This is a genomic window from Paenibacillus shunpengii, assembly GCF_042684905.1.
Taxonomy (GTDB): domain Bacteria; phylum Bacillota; class Bacilli; order Paenibacillales; family Paenibacillaceae; genus Paenibacillus; species Paenibacillus shunpengii.
The window spans coordinates 631978-651053 of sequence record NZ_JBHUMJ010000002.1; the positions used below are offsets into that span (position 1 = coordinate 631978).

A 19076-nucleotide genomic window follows, 5' to 3' on the forward strand; every position below is an offset into this window, starting at 1 on the left:
TATTGCATGTATGCATAATATCTAGATCAACAATATTTCATGAAAACTATGGTGGTATGGAAATAGTTACAAATGATTTGGCGAATGCATTAGTACAAGAAGGGATTAAGGTGTCAATTGTTACAACTTCATTCAAAAAGGATCAAGACAGAAATATTACAATTAATTCAAATAATTGTATAATTTACAGTCTGAAAGATACTAAACCAATGAAATATAGCCGTTCCTGGTGGTCAATGAGTAAAAAGTTCTACAGAAAACTCAAAGCGAATGAACCTATTGATATTTTATTTAGTGTGTCAGCAGCAGGGTATGCTATAGCAAAGCAAAAAGACAATCCACCAATTATTTTTCAGGCACACGGCACCTCTTTGGGAGAGATAAAAACTAAAATCAGACTAGATTGGAAATCAAAGCTGAAATCATTGAAAAATGTATATGGACTTATCCAGGACATATTTCTTTTAAGAAGATTTGACTTGATTATAACCATAGGAAGTAAGGTGTTTAATGACATTTCTTCCCAACGATTTTTTCGTGATGTAAAAAAATTGAACATTGATAATGCTGTCGACACAGAATTATTTAAATTTAATCCTGTATGGAGAGATGAGATAAGGAATACATTAAATATTTCTCAGAATGCGAAAGTTTTTATCTCAAGTTCACGAATTCATGCAGAAAAAGGTATATTAGAATCTATTGAAATTTTTGAAAATGTATTTAAACAAGATTCAACCGTAAGATTCATAATTGTTGGTGATGGCCCTGAAAAAGGGAAAATGCTTGACTATGTTAAAGAGAAAAAATTAGATGAACAAATTTACTTTATAGGTAAAGTCGATAGACATCAACTTGCACAATACTACTCAGCAAGTGATTATTTATTGTTTACTACCCTTCGTGAGGAAGGATTACCGCTAAGTTTGCTGGAAGCATTGTCTGCGTCTTTAGTATGTTTTGTATCCGAGAAACTCAAATTAAATATAGATGCACCAACCTTTACAATATCACCTAAGAATGTTGAATTATCATCTAAAATAATACTAGATGTAATAGGAAATTCTAAAATAGATGTTCTAAAAGAACAAGGCAATAAAATAATTTTGAGTCATTATTCAAAAGAAGTATGGGTTAAAAAATATATCGACACATTTAATTCTTTCAGTAAGGAGAAGGTCCATGCAAATTGAATTTGTCATTATATCGACTGCTGATTGGGATAATCCATTTTGGACAAACAAACAACACATTGCAAGACGGCTAGCTGACAGAGGATACAAAGTTCTTTATCTAAATTCAATGGGGCTAAGGGCTCCAACCGGAAGTAGCAAGGATCTGGGCCGAATCTTCAGAAGATTAAAAGGTATGTTTAGAGGATTGGAGCAAAAACAAGAAAACTTATGGGTTTGGTCACCTATAGTAATTCCATATCAAAAAAATAAGGTAGTCCGTAATATTAACTTTCTAATTTCGACTTTCTTCATTAAATATTATACAAAAAAATTAAATTTTCAAAAATATATCTTATGGACATACAATCCTATAAGCAAGCCCCTTCTAAAAAAAGGAGAAGTATTTTCTGTCTATCATTGTGTAGACGAGGTATCTGTACAACCAGGAATGCCTGAAGAAGTGATAAAAGAAGAAGACAAGAAATTAACTATGTCTGTTGATACAGTGTTTGCAACTTCACAAAGTTTGTATAAATCAAGAAAAGAGATAAACCCAATAACATATTATAGTGCAAATGTAGCTGATTTTGATCATTTTTCAAAAGCAAGAATTCAAGAATATCAAGTTCCAGAGGAATTCATAAATATGAATGGACCAATTATAGGATTTATTGGAGCAATTAGCGGATACAAATTAGACTACCAGCTTATTTACGAGGTTGCAAAAGCGAATAAAGATAAAAATTTCGTTTTTATTGGTCAAATTGGTGAAGGTGATCCGAGAACAAATGTTTCGCTGTTAGAACAGTTAAATAATATTTACTTGATCGGTCCTAGAGCATATAATGATTTACCTAGATATTTGCAGTATTTTAATGTTTGTTTATTACCAAATAATCTTAATGAATACACTAAAAACATGTTTCCTATGAAATTCTTTGAATACTTGGCCGCAGGGAAACCCGTTGTTATGACTCCACTTCATGCGCTGAAAGAATACTATGATCTGTGCTATATAGCAGACAACAGTGATGAATTTTCAAGAATGATATCCTTTGCTTTGGACGAGAAGAATCGGAGCGACTTTAATAAATTAATTAACGACAGAATTTCAGAGGCCAAGTTACACGATTGGGAATCAAGAATTGATAACATGTTAGAGAAAATTCATATTAGTGAAGAAAAGAATAATGGAAATTTAGGGGTTTACGATGCTAAAAGCATTTAGCATTCTATTCAGTGGTAACCTTGTTGGCAAGATATTAGGTGCAATTAGGGAGATGATCATTGCTGCATTTTATGGAACTTCTGCTCCTGCAGCAGCACTGAGAATTTCACAAAGTGCTACCTTAATTCCTGTGAATTTTTTTACAGCTGAGAGTTTGAATGCAGTATTTGTACCACTATATTCAAAATATAAGATTGAGAACATTCAGAGAGCTAATAATTTTGCTTGGTTTATGTTTATTTTGATAACTACTATAGCTATTATACTTTCCTTAATATTATATTATGGAGCAAGAATATGGGTTACACTTCTTGCGCCAGGATTCTCGGAACCGGCTATTCAGATAACGGTTCTATTTGTTGAAATAATGAGTATTGGAATTCCGTTCTATTTAATGACTTCCGTAATTTCCTATTATGAAATTAGTAATAAAATTTATTTGATGAGTTCTATTAGGGCATCTATTCAAAGTCTAGGCCTTATAATCGGAGCTTTATCCGCATACTATTTCAATAGTTTAAGCTATCTGGCTTGGGGATTTTCTGGAGCTTATATTTATTTGTTTTTTCATGGAGTGTTCAACCTGTACAGAAAGAAACTAATTGTATTACCCTACTTTGATCTAGAAGAAGTCAAAAATATTGCAAGTGACTTCTGGAAATTACTAAGACCTTTATTATTAATTCCGTTCATTCTCCAAGGTAATATAATTACTGAAAAAGTAGTTGCGTCATTGTTAGGGATTGGAGTAGTTGCTTCTTTAGATTATGCAAAATTTATTTCTGAGACCGGCTTACTTCTAATTGCTGTACCTATTGGAACTATATGGCTTTCCGAATTGAGTAATGCAACAAAATATCGTGTGGAAAGCATGTTACATAAAATGATACCAGTTCTCTTGATGATAACAATTCCTTTATCACTGTTCTTAATATGCAATAGCGAAGAAATTATATCGCTGTTTTATGCTAGAGGTGCGTTTAACGATGAGTCAATCCAATTAACTAAGAGTATATTTATCGGTATTTCTATTGGATTGTGGGCAACGATAACAGCATATATACTTCAAAAAGTATTAAATGCACAAATGCAAAACAAAGTGGTAGTTAAAATCATGGCGATGTCTGTAATAGTTAATATTACAGCTAATGTATGTCTATATAAGTTTTTAGGACCCCTAACCCTGGGATTAAGTTCATCTCTGTACGGTATTATTTATTTGATCTTAGCTTCATATAAATTGGAAATACTCAGGATGGTTTTAAAAAACATAATTTTAGTCGGGGCAGGAGCATTAATTTATGTGCCAATTGAATTATTAATCTCAGGAGATATTTTGATTTCTCTAATTATCTCATCGATGCTGTTTATTATATTTTGGGTTTTATATTTCTTGTCTATAAAAAGCTTGAGAAATGCTATAATGCCTGCAATTACTAGCAAACTCAAAAAAACTAATAAAGTAACATCAATTGGAGAGTGAAAAAATTGAAAGTAGCCATAGTGCATGATTGGCTTACAACTTATACTGGGGCAGAAAAAGTAGTAGAGCAAATTTTGAAAATATATCCTCAAGCTGATCTTTTTACTCTGGTAGATTTTTTGAAAGGAGATGATCGAACTTTTTTAAAAGGTATTAAGATCACTACTTCATTTATTCAAAAAATGCCATTTTCAAAAAAAAAATATAGAAATTATCTTCCTTTAATGCCTCTAGCCATTGAGCAATTTGATCTTTCAGAATATGACCTGGTAATCTCTTCTTCACATGCAGTGGCTAAAGGTGTTATAACTGGACCTGATCAAATTCATATTTCTTATATCCATACTCCAATAAGATATGCCTGGGATTTACAGCATCAATATTTAAAAGAATCTAGACTTAATAAAGGGATAAAATCTTATATAACTAGAACAATATTACATTATATTCGTTTATGGGACTTTAGAACATCCGCTGGAGTAGATATCATGCTATCTAATTCAAATTTCATTAAAAAAAGAATCAAGAAGATTTACAACAGAGAGGCTATAACTGTATACCCTCCTGTAGATGTTTCTTTATTTGAGTACCAAGATGATAAACAAGATTACTATCTCACTGCTTCAAGATTGGTCCCATATAAAAAAGTTGATCTTATTGTTGAAGCATTCTCAAAGTTTCCAAATAAAACTCTATACGTGATTGGTGATGGTCCTGATATGGAGAAGATAAAGGCTATACAGTCAACCAACGTGCGCTTATTAGGATATCAATCATCTGAAAATCTGAAAAAGTTCATGCAAAATGCAAAAGCTTTTATATTTGCTGCCGAAGAAGATTTTGGGATTACTCCCTTAGAAGCACAAGCTTGTGGTACTCCAGTTATTGCTTATGGTAAGGGGGGAGCTCTAGAAACTGTTAAGGGAGATATTCATACGGAAGATGAGCTTACAGGTTTGTTTTTTTATGAACAAACAGTTGATTCTTTAATAGCTGCTGTAGAAAAGTTTGAATTAATTCAAAATAAGATCTTAGCTATTAATTGTAGAAATCATGCGTTAAAGTTTTCAAACGAGCGCTTTTGTGAAGAATTTAGTCAATTAATAGAACAAAGTATTCTGGATAAGTCAATAAAAACAGATAAAAAAGAAAAACCTACGGAGAATAAACTGGAATTATTTATATAGATACAAGTAAAGAGGTGAGGAAAGTTTGAAGTTGATATTGTTATCAGGCGGTTCTGGTAAAAGGCTTTGGCCACTTTCTAATGATGCTAGATCAAAACAATTTCTAAGAATTTTAGATGATAAATTCCATACAAATAAAATATCCATGGTGCAGAGAGTATGGCAACAACTGAAAATTTCAAATTTATCAGATGATTCGTTTATTGCAACAAGTCAGAGCCAAGTTGAAATCTTAAACAATCAATTGGAAGATAATATTAAGCTGGTGGTCGAACCTGAGAGAAGGGATACATTTCCTGCCATAGCACTGGCTGCTACTTATTTATATAGCATGTGTGGAGTGAATTTAAATGAGACAATTGCAATATTACCTGTTGATCCATATGTAGATGATAATTTTTTTGAATGTATAAAGGAATTGGATGATGTATTGTTTCAATCTGGAGCTGATATAGCCTTAATAGGTGTAAAGCCAACATATCCTTCTGAGAAATATGGTTATATTATACCCAACTATAATGAAAGAGATAATAAATATTTGAGTGTCCACTCGTTTGTTGAGAAACCTCACAAAACCAAAGCACAAACTATGATCGATCAAGGTGCGCTTTGGAATTGTGGGGTTTTTGCATTTAAACTCGATTACTTAATTAATCTCCTCATTGAATATGGATTACCAATACAATATGAAAATATGTTAAGACAGTATGATACGATACCTTCAAATAGCTTCGACTATGAAGTTGTAGAGAAGACTAATAATATAGTCGTCAAGCCATTTGATGGTTATTGGAGAGATCTTGGGACTTGGAATACATTAACAGATGAAATGTCAAGCTCTATTATTGGAAGAGGTCACATTTCAGAGGACTCATACAATTCTCATTTAATTAATGAGTTGAATTTACCAGTAAATGTACTTGGACTTTCTAATATTGTAGTAGCGGTGAGTCCAGACGGAATTTTAGTTAGTGACAAGTCAGCAAGTCCTCGGATAAAAGAGGTACTAAAGCAGGACACATCCAGACCTATGTTTGAAGAACGAAGGTGGGGATATTACCAGGTAATTGACTATTCTCAAAATAGCGAAAATGATCATATTTTGACAAAAAGAATATGTATTACAAAAGGAAATAATTTAAGTTACCAATATCATGTATACCGTGAAGAAATGTGGACAGTTGTATCTGGAGAAGGAGAGTTGGTCTTAGATAATCAGTATCAAATCTTAAAAAAAGGAGATTTGATCAAAATACCTCCAAAAACAAAGCACAGCGTTAAGGCTCTTACAGATTTAGAAATAATTGAAATTCAGTTGGGATCAAATTTAGTTGAAGAAGATATCATTAGAATAAATTCTGAATGGTCAGAAATAATTAAACTTTGTGTAGTTTAGGGAGGACTGTATAAAAATGAAAATTGCAGTTATTGGAACTGGATATGTAGGATTAGTTTCAGGGGTTTGTTTCTCGGAAATAGGTAATGAAGTTATCTGTGTGGATAATAATCCTATAAAAGTAGAGATGTTAGAGCGTGGTGAAGTTCCCATTTATGAACCAGGACTTGATGAACTCATTATAAAAAATAAGGCAGCCGGAAGGCTGTCTTTTACTTTTGACATAAATAGTGCTGTTCAAAATTCAGATCTGGTGTTATTAGCTGTCGGAACACCTGCTCAACCGAATGGTGAAGCTGATCTTAGATTTATTAAGCAAGCAGCTATTGATATAGCCCAAGCGATGAATGGATCTAAAATCATTGCGACGAAAAGTACAGTTCCGGTTGGAACAAACGAACTTGTGTCAGGCCTGATTAGTTCCAATAGTATACATTCGTTTACCGTTGCTTCAATCCCTGAGTTTCTTAGAGAAGGTTCAGCAATCTATGACACTTTGAACCCTAATCGCATTGTTATAGGTTCTAACGACTCTGAAACACTTCAAATACTGAGAGAATTACACTTACCCTTAACTTCAAATATTATTACTACTGATCTTCGATCAGCGGAAATGATAAAGTATGCATCCAATGCATTTTTAGCAACTAAAATTTCATTTATCAATGAAATTGCAAACATTTGTGAACGAGTAGGTGCTGATGTAACTAGGGTAGCTGAGGGAATGGGATACGATCATCGGATAGGAAGTTCATTTCTTCAAGCTGGAATAGGTTATGGGGGTTCATGTTTTCCTAAAGATACAAATGCCTTGATACAAATTGCTGATAACGTTGACTATAACTTTAAATTATTAAAGTCTGTTGTTGAAGTCAATAAAGAACAAAAATATATTGTTATAAGAAAATTACAAGCAGAACTGGGATCACTTTTCCAAAAGAAGATCGCCATTTGGGGACTAGCTTTTAAACCCAACACTGATGATATTAGAGATGCTCCTGCAATAGAAATTATTCAAGAATTAATAAATCAAGGAGCAGAAATTCAAGCTTATGATCCAGTTGCAACCCAAAACTTTATGAATGAAGTAAATAATACATCTATAATCTGGTGTAACAGTGCAATTGAGGCAGCAGAAAAAAGTGATGCTATCTGCCTACTCACGGAATGGAACGAATTTTCAGAGGTTAATCTAGAATATTTAGGTGCTATTATGAATCAGCGAGTGATAATTGATGGGAGAAATCTATTAGATCCAACGAAAATGAAAGATAATTTATTTAATTATCATTCTATTGGACGTCCAAATTCAATTTTAGCAGATACTCTTACTACACAAGAAATATCCTAAACGCGGTAGAGAAAAAGGAGCAGCGCAAATGAAACGTTGGCTAAAAATCAGTCTTGTTAGTGTTGCTGCTATAGTAACAGTTGGTCTTGGTTTTGTGTGGTATATGTATGCTTCCCTTGAGACTACAGCGAATACAATCTATGAACCGCGTGAAGCGGTAGTACCCGTTACGGATATCGGTGGGGGACAGGAATCTGCCCCGGCTGTACAGCCTAAGGTAGAGAAGATTAAGGAAGTAGAACCCTTCTCCGTTCTGCTGCTAGGTGTGGATGAGAGAGCCAATGATGTGGGCCGCTCAGATACGATCATTGTACTGACGGTGAATCCGCAGAAGCAATCCATTCAGATGTTTAATATTCCAAGGGATACGAGAACGGAGATTGTTGGCAGAGGTTCGGTAGACAAGATTAATCACGCGTACGCCTTTGGTGGGATAAACATGTCTATTCAGACAGTTGAGCAATTCTTAGAAATTCCTATTGATTACTATGTCAAATTAAATATGGAAGGATTTGTTACGATAATTGACCTGTTAGGTGGGGTAAATGTAAATAACCCATTTGAATTTGAGATTGATGGGTCAACGTTTAAACAAGGTGATATCCAACTATCAGGTGAAGAAGCGCTGCTCTACTCTCGTATGCGATATGATGACCCACGTGGAGACCTTGGCCGAAATACAAGACAGCAGGAGATTGTACAGGAGCTGATGAAGAATGCGCTTCAAGTATCCAGCGTAATGCAGATTCAGAACATCCTGGATGAAGTCGGGGGAAATGTGAAGACCGATATTACATTTGATGAAATGAAGAAATTTGTGCTGGAATATGCAAGTAGTCTGAAGAAGATCGACACTATGGAGATTAACGGACATGGACAGCGAATTAACGGAATCTATTACTATATTGTCGATGAGCAAGAGAGACAGAGGGTAACGGATGCGATGAACGAGCATATGAATGAGGTTGAACCCTCTTGAGCAGAGCTGAGAGAAGACAGCAGCAGAAAGGGAAGCATAGAAAACGCATCCTTCTAGCTCTCTTCCTGCTATTCTGGGTTCTGTTCATTCTGTTCATGTCCACAAGGACATATCAGCAGCAGACCATTCGCCCTCTTCTCATCCAAACGGTTCAGAAGCTGGATATTGATTTCGAGCTGCCTGATATCCGAATCAGCTATGGAGGTCATACCAATTCGCTCCGCAATAATCCATACGGCTTCACGGAGTTCGTATTCCGCAAATGTGCTCACATGTTCGTGTATGGTATCTTAACGCTGGCCGCTCATATGATCCTGAAAAAGCGATGGGGCCATACCCTTAAAGTCTATTGGGTGCCGTTGGTCATTACTTTACTTATTGCATGTGCAGATGAGTTTCTGCAGCGATTCTCCGCAGGCAGGACGCCCTCCTTCGATGATGTATTGCTGGACTTGACCGGGGGTTGTATAGCTATTCTTCTATATGTATTGGTTCAGTATGTGCAGCACAAAAGGAAGGTCTAAAGCCTCTTCCTCTCTCATACCTTGAGTTACAAGGGACAAGAGAGGAGGAGGCTTATTTGATGTTGCGTAAACGACGAGCAAATGGTCTGCTTAAGATCGTGGCTACCTTACTCATCGTGGGTCTGTTAGCTCTGCTCTTCTTCAGTATTCAAGGGGTTATGAAGTCTAATGAAGAAGAAGATGCAAGTAAAGCCATTGAACAATTCTATACATATGAGCAAGAGGGCGATTTCGGGAGCTCATGGGAGCTGTTTCATTCTCTGCTGCAGGAACGATATAAGAAGCCGGACTATGTCCAGACCAGGGCCCATGTGTTCATGCAGCATTTTGGTACGAATACCTTTAAATATGAAGTATCTGAACCGAAGAGGCTGTTTGATGTTCAGCTCATAGAAGGAAAAGAAGCGCTGGCCGAAGTCTATGAATTCACCGTGACCCAGATCTACCACTCTTCCTTTGGTAACTTTAAGATTGTACAGCCCGTATATGCTTCTCAGGAGTCCGGAGAATGGCGCGTCCTGTGGTCGTTTGATAAGGCACAAGAGTTCTAGCTTAGATTCGTATTTAATGGGAAAAAGCACCTTATTGCCAAGAGCCTATTCTCTCTTAGCAATGAGGTGCTTTTTGTCGTGTGCTCGTACATAGGTCATAAGACAAATATTTTTACAATTTGTCCTATTTCTGCAGAACCATACGTACAATAAAGTAGGTCAAGACCGGAGCCCCAACGATAACAGCGACCGGAACCACGGAGATCGTTCTTGCTGCGCTTCTCCTTAGTTTACGAATCGTTTTCTTCAACACACGTTCCCCCTAGAGAAAAATGTACTTCAATACAAATTGTATCATTGGAAGTCCTGCTCTGTGAATGCTTATGGCATGTTTTTCATGAAAACAAGTGAAAATATCTCTTAGATAAGCGTTTTCTTGCTCTTTTCCTGGTTAAATATCTAGTAACCCTCGAAAATTCTTGACAAAAATATGGGACTCTATTATGTTCAAGATACAATTTGTATCGAAAAGAATCGATTTATGCGGTTGGTTGGACGATTGCCCCTGAAGTTGGTTTCACAGGAAATGAAACTATGTGTCTTTATGAATGGAGGACGGCTGAAGTGATCGTGACAAGTCGATTTTATTGTGTCGCCTGTGGGAGGATATTGTCGGTAGACACGGAATATCCAATGGAGTCGAGAGGAATAGAAGAGGCCAAAGTCTCAGGTAGTCTATCATATGAACAGTCCATATCCAGGATGAAAGACCTTCCCCATATCATACCTAATCAGGTCTTCCGGACCGGATTCTACAGAAATGAAATGCCCTTAGGCTACTGTAACTGCTGCCAGAACGGTGAAGAGGCTGTGGAAGTGCAGCAGGAAGCCGCTCCCACTGCAGAAGAGGAGCATTCGCCGTCTCCCGAAGCAGCGCAAGAGGAACAAAATTGCTTCATTCCTTCGAATACGCGGGACAGGTTCTCACAGATTATGTTACACTAGGCACGAAGCTTATGAGTGAGAATCCTTGCTCGAATCACGATTCGAGCATGATCAAGAGGGAGTGAACTATGACATGCACCAAGAACCTGTCGTTCGTATGCAAGGTGTAAGTAAGGTCATTTCTTCCCGCCATCTCGTGCAAGACCTGACTCTGGATATATATCCAGGCCAGGTCTTTGGTTTTTTAGGGCCCAATGGCGCGGGGAAGACGACCACAATCCGCATGATGGTTGGTTTGATGTCCATTAGTAGCGGGGATATCTTCATCGCCGGTCACAGTGTGAAGACGCAGTTTGAGGATGCCATCCGTGAGGTTGGCGCGATTGTAGAGAATCCGGAGATGTACAAGTTCCTGACAGGCTACCAGAACCTGGTTCATTTTGCCCGGATGTCACCGGGCGTGACCAAAGAGAGGATCCAGGAAGCGATTGAGCTCGTTGGCCTCCGAGACCGGATCCATGACAAGGTCAAGACGTACTCTCTCGGCATGCGTCAGCGGCTTGGCGTCGCACAAGCCATTCTGCATCGTCCGAAGCTGCTCGTGCTGGACGAGCCGACGAATGGATTAGACCCGCAGGGTATTCGCGAGCTGAGAGATTATTTGCGCAAGCTCACCCTTACCGAAGGGACGACCGTCTTCGTATCGAGTCATTTGCTGTCCGAGATGGAGCTGATGTGTGATACGGTCGCGGTTATTCAGGATGGGAAGCTGATTGATGTTCGGCAGCTGAGACCGGAGAGTGGAGCTCTTGAAGTCCTAGAATATACGTTTGAGGTGAGTGATCCCGAGTCGGCATTCGAGCTGGCAGGACAGGGACGTACTGAGGGTCCGGTGCTGAGCATATCTTGTACAAGAGATGACGCCGCCGAGCTGAATGCAAGACTAGTCCAACATGGCATCAAGGTGTATGGTATACGGGCGCGAACAAGCACCCTCGAAGATCAGTTCCTGGCCATGACGGGAGGTAAGCGTCCATGAGTAACTTTTTGATGCTGGTACATAATGAGAATATGAAGATCTATCGCCGTGTACGGACTTGGGTGATGCTCGGGATTATTATTGTGATGTCGATTCTGATTCCTTATCTGCTGTCCAGCACAGGGGGTGGTGCTTCAACCCACTATTGGGAAGGCGCCATGCTGACGGTGTCGTTCATCAGCTTTCTGAATACGATCTTTGCGGTCGTCATTGCGGCAGATTCGGTGGCAGGTGAATTCTCTTGGGGGACGATTAAGCTGCTGCTGATTCGGCCATGGACCCGAAGCAAGATTCTGGCTTCCAAATATGTGTCGGTACTGCTATTCAGTCTGCTGACGACCTTGCTGATGACAGGGTTATCGCTGCTTACTTCCTCGGTGCTGATGTCTACAGAGCCTGTTGTGTCAGAGATGCCGGGGGATTACACACCTGCAGGCTATGCGCTCGTCAGCTGGCTGTATGAATATGTGGACTTGTTTATCACCTTGGCGATCGCATTCATGGTATCCACCGTATTCAGATCTGGAGCGCTTGCCATCGGGTTGTCTCTATTTATCTTGTTCACCCAAGGGATTTTTGGTTTAATCTTCGATCCGGAACGGTATTCCTGGGCGAAATACATTCTGTTCACCAATATGGACCTTAGTCAATATATGTTCGGTTCGAGTGACAGTGTAATGAGTCTGGGCTTCTCCATTACGGTGCTTGTTGTTTATTATGTTCTCTTTATGGGTATTGCCTGGTATGTCTTTCACAAGAGAGACGTGGCAGCCTAGAATAGAAGAGTCTTGTCATTCGATTAGGACCCCTTCATTTGCTATAATGTCTAGGAGTGCGGTGTGAGAGGATGTTGCATAACTCGTTATGTGACTTACATATTTACCATTAGAAATAGACATGAATGGAGGAAGTGAACTTGGCTCAAACCAACAGGTTTTTCCGATTCTGTATCGGTATAATCCTGATCCTGCTTGTTATCTTCTTGGGTGACAAGGTCAAATTTATTTTTAATCCGCTGATTTCTTTACTCAGCGTAATCTTAGTGCCGGCGATGCTGGCAGGCTTCTTCTATTATCTGCTGAGGCCGCTCGTTGAGCTGATGCATAAACGAAGAGTCAATCGGACGCTCGCCATTTTCCTCATTTACCTGGTATTCGGTCTGATTATGGCTGGATTTATTATCGGGATCTGGCCGTCGCTGCGGGAGCAGTTCCTCGCGTTCATCGAGAATGCGCCGAATTTGATTAAAATGCTGACAGAGCAGGTCCAGGAGCTGGAAGAGAGCGGAATACTGGCTCAGTTCCTGCCGGAGGGAAGCAATATTTTGTCTCGGATCACTGAGGTTATTGATCAAGGGTTTACCGTGCTTACCGATTACATGTCCGGTGTAGTCTCCTTCTTCTCCAGCTTCATTATGGTCTTGTTTGTCACTCCGATTATTCTCTACTTCATGCTGAAGGAAGGCGGGAAATTCGGGGAGAAGATTGTGGGCTTCATGCCAAAGCGTTTCCGTGACGTGGGGACGGATCTGATGGATGAGATCGACAGCTCTCTCAGTGGATTCATCGTCGGGCGTGTTATCATCAATGTAGCGCTTGGCGTACTGATGTACATCGGATTTCTGTTTATTGATCTGCCATATGCCCTGCTGCTGACTGTGATCGCGGTTATTATGAACTTTATCCCCTTCATCGGGGCGTTCCTGTCATCGGTGCCGATTGTGATCATTGCCTTTATCCAGTCCCCTTCGATGGCGATCTGGGCACTGGTTATTATCCTTGCTGCACAGCAAATTCAGGATAACCTGCTGGCACCGTACATCTTCAACAAATCGCTCGATATCCATCCGATCACGACGATTGTAGTGGTGCTAGTGGGTGGCGATATTGCAGGCTTGATGGGGGTTATTCTTGCCATTCCGTTCTATATGACGCTGAAGATTGTAATCACCAAGGTGTATCATATCTTCTTCAAGGACAAATGGGAGAAGGCATAGCCTCATAGCGCCGGAATTCGTATTCTATTAAAAATAAAAACCAATAAGGCCCGCAGATCTGTCACGAACAGACATGCGGGCCTTATCCTTTATATAATAACGAATTACTCTGCGAGTGCGGCTTCCTCTTCACCTTTTGCGGTAGTCAGAGGTTCTCTGGGAATAACAGCGACCTTCAGGAAGCGGTTCTTCTCTCCCTCCAGCAGAACGAAGGTAAGTCCTTCAAATTCGAATTCTTCTTGTTCATTCATTTCCGGCTGATGACTGTACAGCCATCCTCCTATGGTATCCCATTCGGTTGTGTCCAGGTTGGCGAGGAGTAGATCATTCACCTTGGACAAGGATACCTTCCCGTTAAATATGATGTAGTTCTCATCCACGAACTGGATTTCTTCTTCCTCATCGGCGTCGAATTCATCCCGAATCTCTCCGACGATCTGCTCCAGCACGTCTTCAATCGTAACCATACCCGAGGTTCCGCCATATTCATCAACCAGGATGGCAATATGATTGCCTTCCTGCTGCATCTTGTGAAGCAGTTCTTTCACCGGAGTTGTTTCGTGAACTGCAGGAATCGGATGAATGAGGCTGGCGATATCAATGTCGGAGGAGCTGCCTCCGTAATATTCCAGGAAAAATTGCTTCGTATTAATGATGCCGATAATATCATCCTTATTCTCATTCACGACCGGGAACCGGGTGTACTGCTCTTCACGAATGATGGCAAGATTCTCTTCGACGGATTTGTTGACGTACAAGCATACCATATCGGTTCGGGGAACCATGATTTCCTTAGCGAGCATTTCATCAAAGGCGAAGATCCGGCTTACATATCCGAATTCGCTCTGATTAATCTTGCCGCTCTCGAAGCTCTCATTAATAATAATCTGCAGCTCTTCTTCAGAATGAGCCTCTTCGTGCTCAGAAGCAGGTTTAACGCCAAACAGCTTCACAAGACCATTGGCAGAGCCGTTCAAGACGAAAATAAATGGGTACATGATTTTGTTAAACCAAATGATCGGTTTGGCCGTTAACATTGCGACCGTTTCTGCCTTTCGAATTGCAACCGTCTTCGGAGCCAGCTCGCCGACAACGACATGTAAGTAAGTAATCACCATAAAGGCGATAAAGAAGGACAACAATGATCCTACGGCCTCCGGTAAATGCATTCTTTCAAATAGAGGGTGCAGAATCTTCTCTATGGTCGGTTCCCCCAGCCATCCGAGTCCCAGCGAGGTAATCGTGATCCCCAGCTGACAGGCGGATAGATAGCCGTCCAGATTAGCAACCACCTGCCTAACAGCGGCGGCTCTTTTATTCCCTTCTGCGATCAGTTGATCCAATCGACTCGTCCTTACACGTACAATCGCAAACTCTACTGCGACAAAAAATGCCGAAAAACCAATCAATACGGCCACTAGGACCAGGTATAACGCGTACCTACTACCTTCTTCCATTTCACATCTCTTCCTCTTCATGAATTTAAACTATAAAGCGAATCAAATTCAACAGATAAATCATGTATGAACTTGATTCAGTTTATCGAATATTATAGCTCAATTCAGTGCGTGTGGAAATACGCCCTAAAGTATAGTGAATGTCAAGTGCTTTAATTACAAAGCTATTTTTGTGCGGACAGCCTATATTTTTTCCTTCTGACATGCATGTTTCTTGCAAAAAATTGTCACACTGTATAGATGACTCCGAATCCTTACATAAGAAGGGGGCTGGCATATGATGTGGCTGGTCATCGTTATACTGATCTTATTTTATTTCCTGCAAACCGTCCTCTTGTTTGTACTGGAGTATGAGAGACCGGCCAAGGCAGGAGTATGGATTCTAATCTCCATCACCCTGCCTGTTATTGGAATAGCTCTCTATTTCCTGGCCGGCCGTCCCTACAAGCGAATGAGGAAGCATGTCAAGACGGAGGTGTGGGAGCACATTCATCAGCACCTTGCTTCGCAGACCAACGTAATAACGAAGGCGGAAGACATGCAGAGAGAGACATTTACAACACACACCAGGCTGTTTAACTTGCTGTCCCATACTCCGAACAGTGCGATTACGGGCTGCAACCAAACGAAGTATTTTACAGAAGGTGAACCGCTGTTTGCTTCCCTGCTGCATGATATAGAGAAGGCGCAGCATCATATTCACATCCAGTTTTATATTTTTCGTGATGACATTATCGGCACCATGTTTCAGGATCTCCTCATTGAAAAATCCAAGCAGGGCGTGAAAGTCAACATCATCTGTGATGGATTCGGCAGCAAAACCCTCCCTAAGCCCTTCATTCAGAGAATGAAGAATGCGGGGATCGAGATCCACTTCTTTCTGCCGCCCGGCCTTGCGATGAAGCTTCGCAAGCTGAACTACCGCAACCATCGCAAGATTGTTGTCGTCGACGGAACGATCGGATATACCGGTGGGATGAATATCGGGGATGAATACCGGGGTCAATCGCAGAAAATGGGATTTTGGCGTGATACGCATATGCGGATCAGCGGGGATGCGGTGTACTTCCTGCAGACAACCTTTCTCAAGGACTGGGAGATGGTATCCGGTCAGACCGTAGATGAGGAGCTCATATCTTCCTTATTTCCGCCGCATGACTGCCAGGTCAATGAGCAGGTTCAGATTGTGGAGAGCGGACCGGATGAGACGCGGCATCTGATTCAGGAGGTATGCTTCAGTGCCATTACACAAGCGAGCAAGCGGATCTACATCACAACACCGTATTTCATACCAGACGATGCGCTGATGACTGCACTGAAGACAGCCTCCTATGCGGGTGTGGATGTACGCATTCTAATCCCGTATGAGGCGGACTACGCGATTGTGCTGCAAGCAACGCTGTCTTATGTAGAAGAGCTGCTGACGGCGGGAGTTCAGTTCTATCGTTATAAGAAAGGCTTCATTCACTCGAAGGTCATTATCGTCGATGATTTGCTCGCTACGGTGGGCTCGGCCAACCTGGATATGCGCAGCTTCTACAGCAATTTTGAGCTGACGTCGGTCATGTATTCAAAGAGTGCGATCGATAGGCTGGTGCAGGATTTTACAGGCGATCTTACGCACAGCATGAAGGTCGAATTAAGCACGTTTAGTCAGCGTTCAAAATTAGGCAAATCCACCGAAATCCTATGTAGGTTATTATCTCCTCTACTCTAAGGATTTTGGATGATTTCTTTCATAAAAACCTGCTTTCTATTCCATTATCTCGTCTTTACTGACTCTTTTAGTGTTTTATGGATTCGGAGTATGGTATAATAAAGTCTCAGGTCATGTCTTGCGGACATAGAAAGCTTAAAAGAATAGGGGGGATTCTATGTCAAATATGACAACGAAGGAAATGATGCCGAGTCCGGGCAAACAGACGAAGGCAAACAGTTCTCCAATTAGCTTGAAGCTGCTGCAGCGTGCCATCATGATTTTGGTCGGTGCATCGCTTATGGCTATAGCTCTTGAGATTTTTCTAATTCCCAATGGCGTAATTGACGGTGGTATCACAGGGATATCCATTATGGTGTCACAGCTCTCCGGCCTGCCGCTTGGTGTATTGCTGACCTTGTTCAACCTGCCGTTTCTTCTGATTGGGTATAAGCAGATTGGCAAGACCTTTGCGGTATCTACATTGTTCGGTATTGTTATTATGTCGATCGGAACGCATCTATTGCATCACGTTCAGGCGTTAACGCCGAATGAGCCGCTTCTGGGTGCAGTATTTGGCGGTGTGATCCTCGGCGTGGGGGTAGGACTCGTCATCCGTTCAGGAGGTTCTCTGGATGGGACGGAGATTGTTGCCATTCTGCTAAGTGCAAGATCTCCATTTTCGGTCGGACAGGTCGTGCTGGTCATTAATGTGTTCATCTTCGTTATGGCAGGCTTCGTGTTTGGATGGCCGAACGCGATGTATTCCATGATTGCATATTATATTGCGATGAAGATGATTGACGTCACGATTGAAGGTTTGGATCAATCCAAGTCGGTATGGATCATTAGTGAGAAGTACCGGGATATCGGAGAAGCTCTTACAGATCGTCTTGGCCGCGGGGTTACATACCTGGATGGAGAAGGCGGATTCAGCGGGGATGAGAAGAAGGTGATCTTCGTCGTCATTACGCGTCTGGAGGAAGCCAAGCTGAAGAGCATCGTAGAGGACTGGGATCCACAGGCCTTTGTAGCGATTGGTAATATTCATGATGTAAAAGGCGGACGTTTCAAGAAAAAAGGCATTCATTAGCGAGCGATTCGTTCGGCTATTGGTATTTGTATAAAGAACCCGGTATTCCTAAGATGTTTAGGAGTACCGGGTATTTTATTATGCGCTGAAGTCCGGTGTACGGGATACGTGATATATACACTTTTTGTGAGGTTGTTATCTACTTCTTATTCTTCAGGTGCTTCAATACATTCTCCAGTGGCTGCGGCGGCAGAGCGGCGAGGAGATCGCCTTTTTCGGCCAGACGAGCGCCAATATTGAGCAGATGGAAGTCCTTCGGACGTACGTCTGCGGCTACCTCATCCCATAAGAGAGGCGTGGAGACGGAGGCGTGTTCCCTGGCGCGTGGAGTGTAGGGGGCGGCCAAGGTTTTACCACCATAATGCTGGAGATAATCAAAATATATTTTGTTCCCCCGATCCTTCTTTAGCCGTTCCAATGTGAATAAGTCTGGATGCTTCTGGCACACGTACATGCCGACAAAATGACCAAGCGTCCGAAGCTCCTCGAACGTAATCCCGCTCTGGATGGGCACAATAATCTGCACACCTGTAGCGCCCGACGTCTTGGGTACGGATTGAATGCCAAGTGAACTTAGGGTCTGCCCGACGATGTGCGCAGCTTCCATTATTCGGGGTTCTTCCGGCAGACTGGGGTCGAGATCAATCATCCATTCACAGGGCAGCTGACTGCCTGCATAATGAAGCGAAGGATGAAACTCAAGCGCGGCAAGATTGCCAAGCCATAGAAGGACTGGCAGGTCCTCCATTACAATGTAGTTGATCCCTTCGTGAACGGCTGTCTTGACATAGGGAGGGAGGGGCTCAGGCGCATTTTTTTGATAAAAAAATTCTCCATGAATCCCATGCGGATACCGGATCGTCGTGAGCAGGCGGTTCCTGCAGTATTTCAGCAGATAGGGGGAGAGCTCTGCCAGCTTCTGCAAATACATGGCTTTGGTAACGCCGGCTTCAGGCCAGAGCGGCTTGTCTGGATTCGTGATCGTAATATCCTGTCCTTCAATTTGAATCGTGCCCTTGATCGAACGCGGCATAGG

The 19076-nt window shown here is 41.1% G+C and carries 18 protein-coding genes; 15 read left to right on the top strand and 3 right to left on the bottom strand.

Translation table 11 applies throughout. The features are described from left to right. Window positions 1-56 precede the first annotated feature (56 nt). Genes ACFSVM_RS02750 through ACFSVM_RS02790 form a run of 9 tightly spaced genes read left to right on the top strand, consistent with a single transcriptional unit; the run spans window position 57 to window position 9874 of the window. Window positions 57-1193 (top strand): glycosyltransferase family 4 protein, encoded by a 1137-nt coding sequence (locus tag ACFSVM_RS02750; RefSeq protein ID WP_379260280.1) that lies wholly within the window; start codon window positions 57-59, stop codon window positions 1191-1193. After that, window positions 1183-2403 carry a glycosyltransferase gene (locus ACFSVM_RS02755; protein WP_379260282.1) on the top strand — a complete coding sequence of 407 codons (1221 nt, stop codon included), beginning with the start codon at window positions 1183-1185 and terminating at the stop codon, window positions 2401-2403. The genes ACFSVM_RS02750 and ACFSVM_RS02755 overlap by 11 nt, the downstream gene beginning before the upstream one ends. Continuing rightward, on the top strand, window positions 2387-3886 hold the full coding sequence (murJ, locus tag ACFSVM_RS02760) for a murein biosynthesis integral membrane protein MurJ (RefSeq protein WP_379260284.1): 1500 nt from the start codon (window positions 2387-2389) through the stop codon (window positions 3884-3886). Before ACFSVM_RS02755 ends, murJ begins: the two co-directional genes overlap by 17 nt. Before the next feature lie 5 nt (window positions 3887-3891). After that, on the top strand, window positions 3892-5073 hold the full coding sequence (locus tag ACFSVM_RS02765) for a glycosyltransferase family 4 protein (protein WP_379260286.1): 1182 nt from the start codon (window positions 3892-3894) through the stop codon (window positions 5071-5073). 25 nt (window positions 5074-5098) lie between these two features. Then, a complete protein-coding gene (locus tag ACFSVM_RS02770; RefSeq protein ID WP_379260288.1) occupies window positions 5099-6469 on the top strand; it encodes a sugar phosphate nucleotidyltransferase in 1371 nt (456 codons plus the stop codon). 16 nt (window positions 6470-6485) lie between these two features. Further along, a complete protein-coding gene (locus ACFSVM_RS02775) occupies window positions 6486-7820 on the top strand; it encodes a UDP-glucose dehydrogenase family protein (protein ID WP_379260290.1) in 1335 nt (444 codons plus the stop codon). A gap of 28 nt (window positions 7821-7848) precedes the next feature. Continuing rightward, complete coding sequence (locus ACFSVM_RS02780; protein WP_379260292.1) at window positions 7849-8799, top strand: LCP family glycopolymer transferase; 951 nt, start codon at window positions 7849-7851, stop codon at window positions 8797-8799. After that, on the top strand, window positions 8796-9323 hold the full coding sequence (locus ACFSVM_RS02785; RefSeq protein ID WP_076312023.1) for a VanZ family protein: 528 nt from the start codon (window positions 8796-8798) through the stop codon (window positions 9321-9323). The genes ACFSVM_RS02780 and ACFSVM_RS02785 overlap by 4 nt, the downstream gene beginning before the upstream one ends. A 59-nt stretch (window positions 9324-9382) precedes the next feature. Next, window positions 9383-9874 carry a hypothetical protein gene (locus ACFSVM_RS02790; RefSeq protein WP_379260294.1) on the top strand — a complete coding sequence of 164 codons (492 nt, stop codon included), beginning with the start codon at window positions 9383-9385 and terminating at the stop codon, window positions 9872-9874. Between the two features lie 124 nt (window positions 9875-9998). Here the strand turns inward: ACFSVM_RS02790 and ACFSVM_RS02795 are convergent, their stop codons facing one another. Then, entirely contained in the window at window positions 9999-10124 is a 126-nt protein-coding gene (locus ACFSVM_RS02795) for a hypothetical protein (protein WP_379260296.1), read from the bottom strand. Window positions 10125-10438: 314 nt separating this feature from the next. Between ACFSVM_RS02795 and ACFSVM_RS02800 the strand changes: the two genes are divergently transcribed. The 4 genes from ACFSVM_RS02800 to ACFSVM_RS02815 all read left to right on the top strand — a co-directional run bounded on the left by ACFSVM_RS02800 (window position 10439) and on the right by ACFSVM_RS02815 (window position 13794). Further along, on the top strand, window positions 10439-10819 hold the full coding sequence (locus ACFSVM_RS02800) for a hypothetical protein (protein ID WP_379260298.1): 381 nt from the start codon (window positions 10439-10441) through the stop codon (window positions 10817-10819). A 73-nt stretch (window positions 10820-10892) separates the two neighbouring features. After that, on the top strand, window positions 10893-11798 hold the full coding sequence (locus tag ACFSVM_RS02805; protein WP_090726092.1) for an ABC transporter ATP-binding protein: 906 nt from the start codon (window positions 10893-10895) through the stop codon (window positions 11796-11798). Next, a complete protein-coding gene (locus tag ACFSVM_RS02810; RefSeq protein WP_379260301.1) occupies window positions 11795-12574 on the top strand; it encodes an ABC transporter permease in 780 nt (259 codons plus the stop codon). The genes ACFSVM_RS02805 and ACFSVM_RS02810 overlap by 4 nt, the downstream gene beginning before the upstream one ends. Window positions 12575-12714: 140 nt before the next feature. Continuing rightward, window positions 12715-13794: an AI-2E family transporter gene (locus ACFSVM_RS02815; RefSeq protein WP_076312019.1), complete on the top strand. Its 1080-nt coding sequence runs from the start codon at window positions 12715-12717 to the stop codon at window positions 13792-13794. Window positions 13795-13898: 104 nt separating this feature from the next. Here ACFSVM_RS02815 and ACFSVM_RS02820 read toward each other — a convergent pair whose 3' ends face one another. Then, window positions 13899-15251 (bottom strand): hemolysin family protein, encoded by a 1353-nt coding sequence (locus tag ACFSVM_RS02820; RefSeq protein WP_379260304.1) that lies wholly within the window; start codon window positions 15249-15251, stop codon window positions 13899-13901. A gap of 277 nt (window positions 15252-15528) precedes the next feature. Here ACFSVM_RS02820 and cls point away from each other — a divergent pair, with 277 nt between their 5' ends. Both cls and ACFSVM_RS02830 read left to right on the top strand, forming a co-directional pair. Further along, window positions 15529-16968 (top strand): cardiolipin synthase, encoded by a 1440-nt coding sequence (gene cls / locus ACFSVM_RS02825; protein WP_379260306.1) that lies wholly within the window; start codon window positions 15529-15531, stop codon window positions 16966-16968. 184 nt (window positions 16969-17152) lie between these two features. After that, window positions 17153-18040 (top strand): YitT family protein, encoded by an 888-nt coding sequence (locus ACFSVM_RS02830; RefSeq protein WP_076312598.1) that lies wholly within the window; start codon window positions 17153-17155, stop codon window positions 18038-18040. A 139-nt stretch (window positions 18041-18179) separates the two neighbouring features. Here the strand turns inward: ACFSVM_RS02830 and ligD are convergent, their stop codons facing one another. After that, window positions 18180-19073, bottom strand: coding sequence for a non-homologous end-joining DNA ligase (gene ligD, locus ACFSVM_RS02835; RefSeq protein ID WP_379260308.1), 894 nt, complete (start codon window positions 19071-19073; stop codon window positions 18180-18182). Window positions 19074-19076 lie beyond the last annotated feature (3 nt).

Bases quoted from the DNA above. Each gene is read 5' to 3' on its own strand.
- ACFSVM_RS02750 (WP_379260280.1), top strand. From the start codon at position 57: ATGGAAATAGTTACAAATGATTTGGCGAATGCATTAGTACAAGAAGGG.
- ACFSVM_RS02755 (WP_379260282.1), top strand. From the start codon at position 1,183: ATGCAAATTGAATTTGTCATTATATCGACTGCTGATTGGGATAATCCA.
- murJ (WP_379260284.1), top strand. From the start codon at position 2,387: ATGCTAAAAGCATTTAGCATTCTATTCAGTGGTAACCTTGTTGGCAAG.
- ACFSVM_RS02775 (WP_379260290.1), top strand. From the start codon at position 6,486: ATGAAAATTGCAGTTATTGGAACTGGATATGTAGGATTAGTTTCAGGG.
- ACFSVM_RS02780 (WP_379260292.1), top strand. From the start codon at position 7,849: ATGAAACGTTGGCTAAAAATCAGTCTTGTTAGTGTTGCTGCTATAGTA.
- ACFSVM_RS02790 (WP_379260294.1), top strand. From the start codon at position 9,383: ATGTTGCGTAAACGACGAGCAAATGGTCTGCTTAAGATCGTGGCTACC.
- ACFSVM_RS02805 (WP_090726092.1), top strand. From the start codon at position 10,893: ATGCACCAAGAACCTGTCGTTCGTATGCAAGGTGTAAGTAAGGTCATT.
- ACFSVM_RS02810 (WP_379260301.1), top strand. From the start codon at position 11,795: ATGAGTAACTTTTTGATGCTGGTACATAATGAGAATATGAAGATCTAT.
- ACFSVM_RS02820 (WP_379260304.1), bottom strand. From the start codon at position 15,251: ATGGAAGAAGGTAGTAGGTACGCGTTATACCTGGTCCTAGTGGCCGTA.
- cls (WP_379260306.1), top strand. From the start codon at position 15,529: ATGATGTGGCTGGTCATCGTTATACTGATCTTATTTTATTTCCTGCAA.
- ACFSVM_RS02830 (WP_076312598.1), top strand. From the start codon at position 17,153: ATGCCGAGTCCGGGCAAACAGACGAAGGCAAACAGTTCTCCAATTAGC.
- ligD (WP_379260308.1), bottom strand. From the start codon at position 19,073: ATGCCGCGTTCGATCAAGGGCACGATTCAAATTGAAGGACAGGATATT.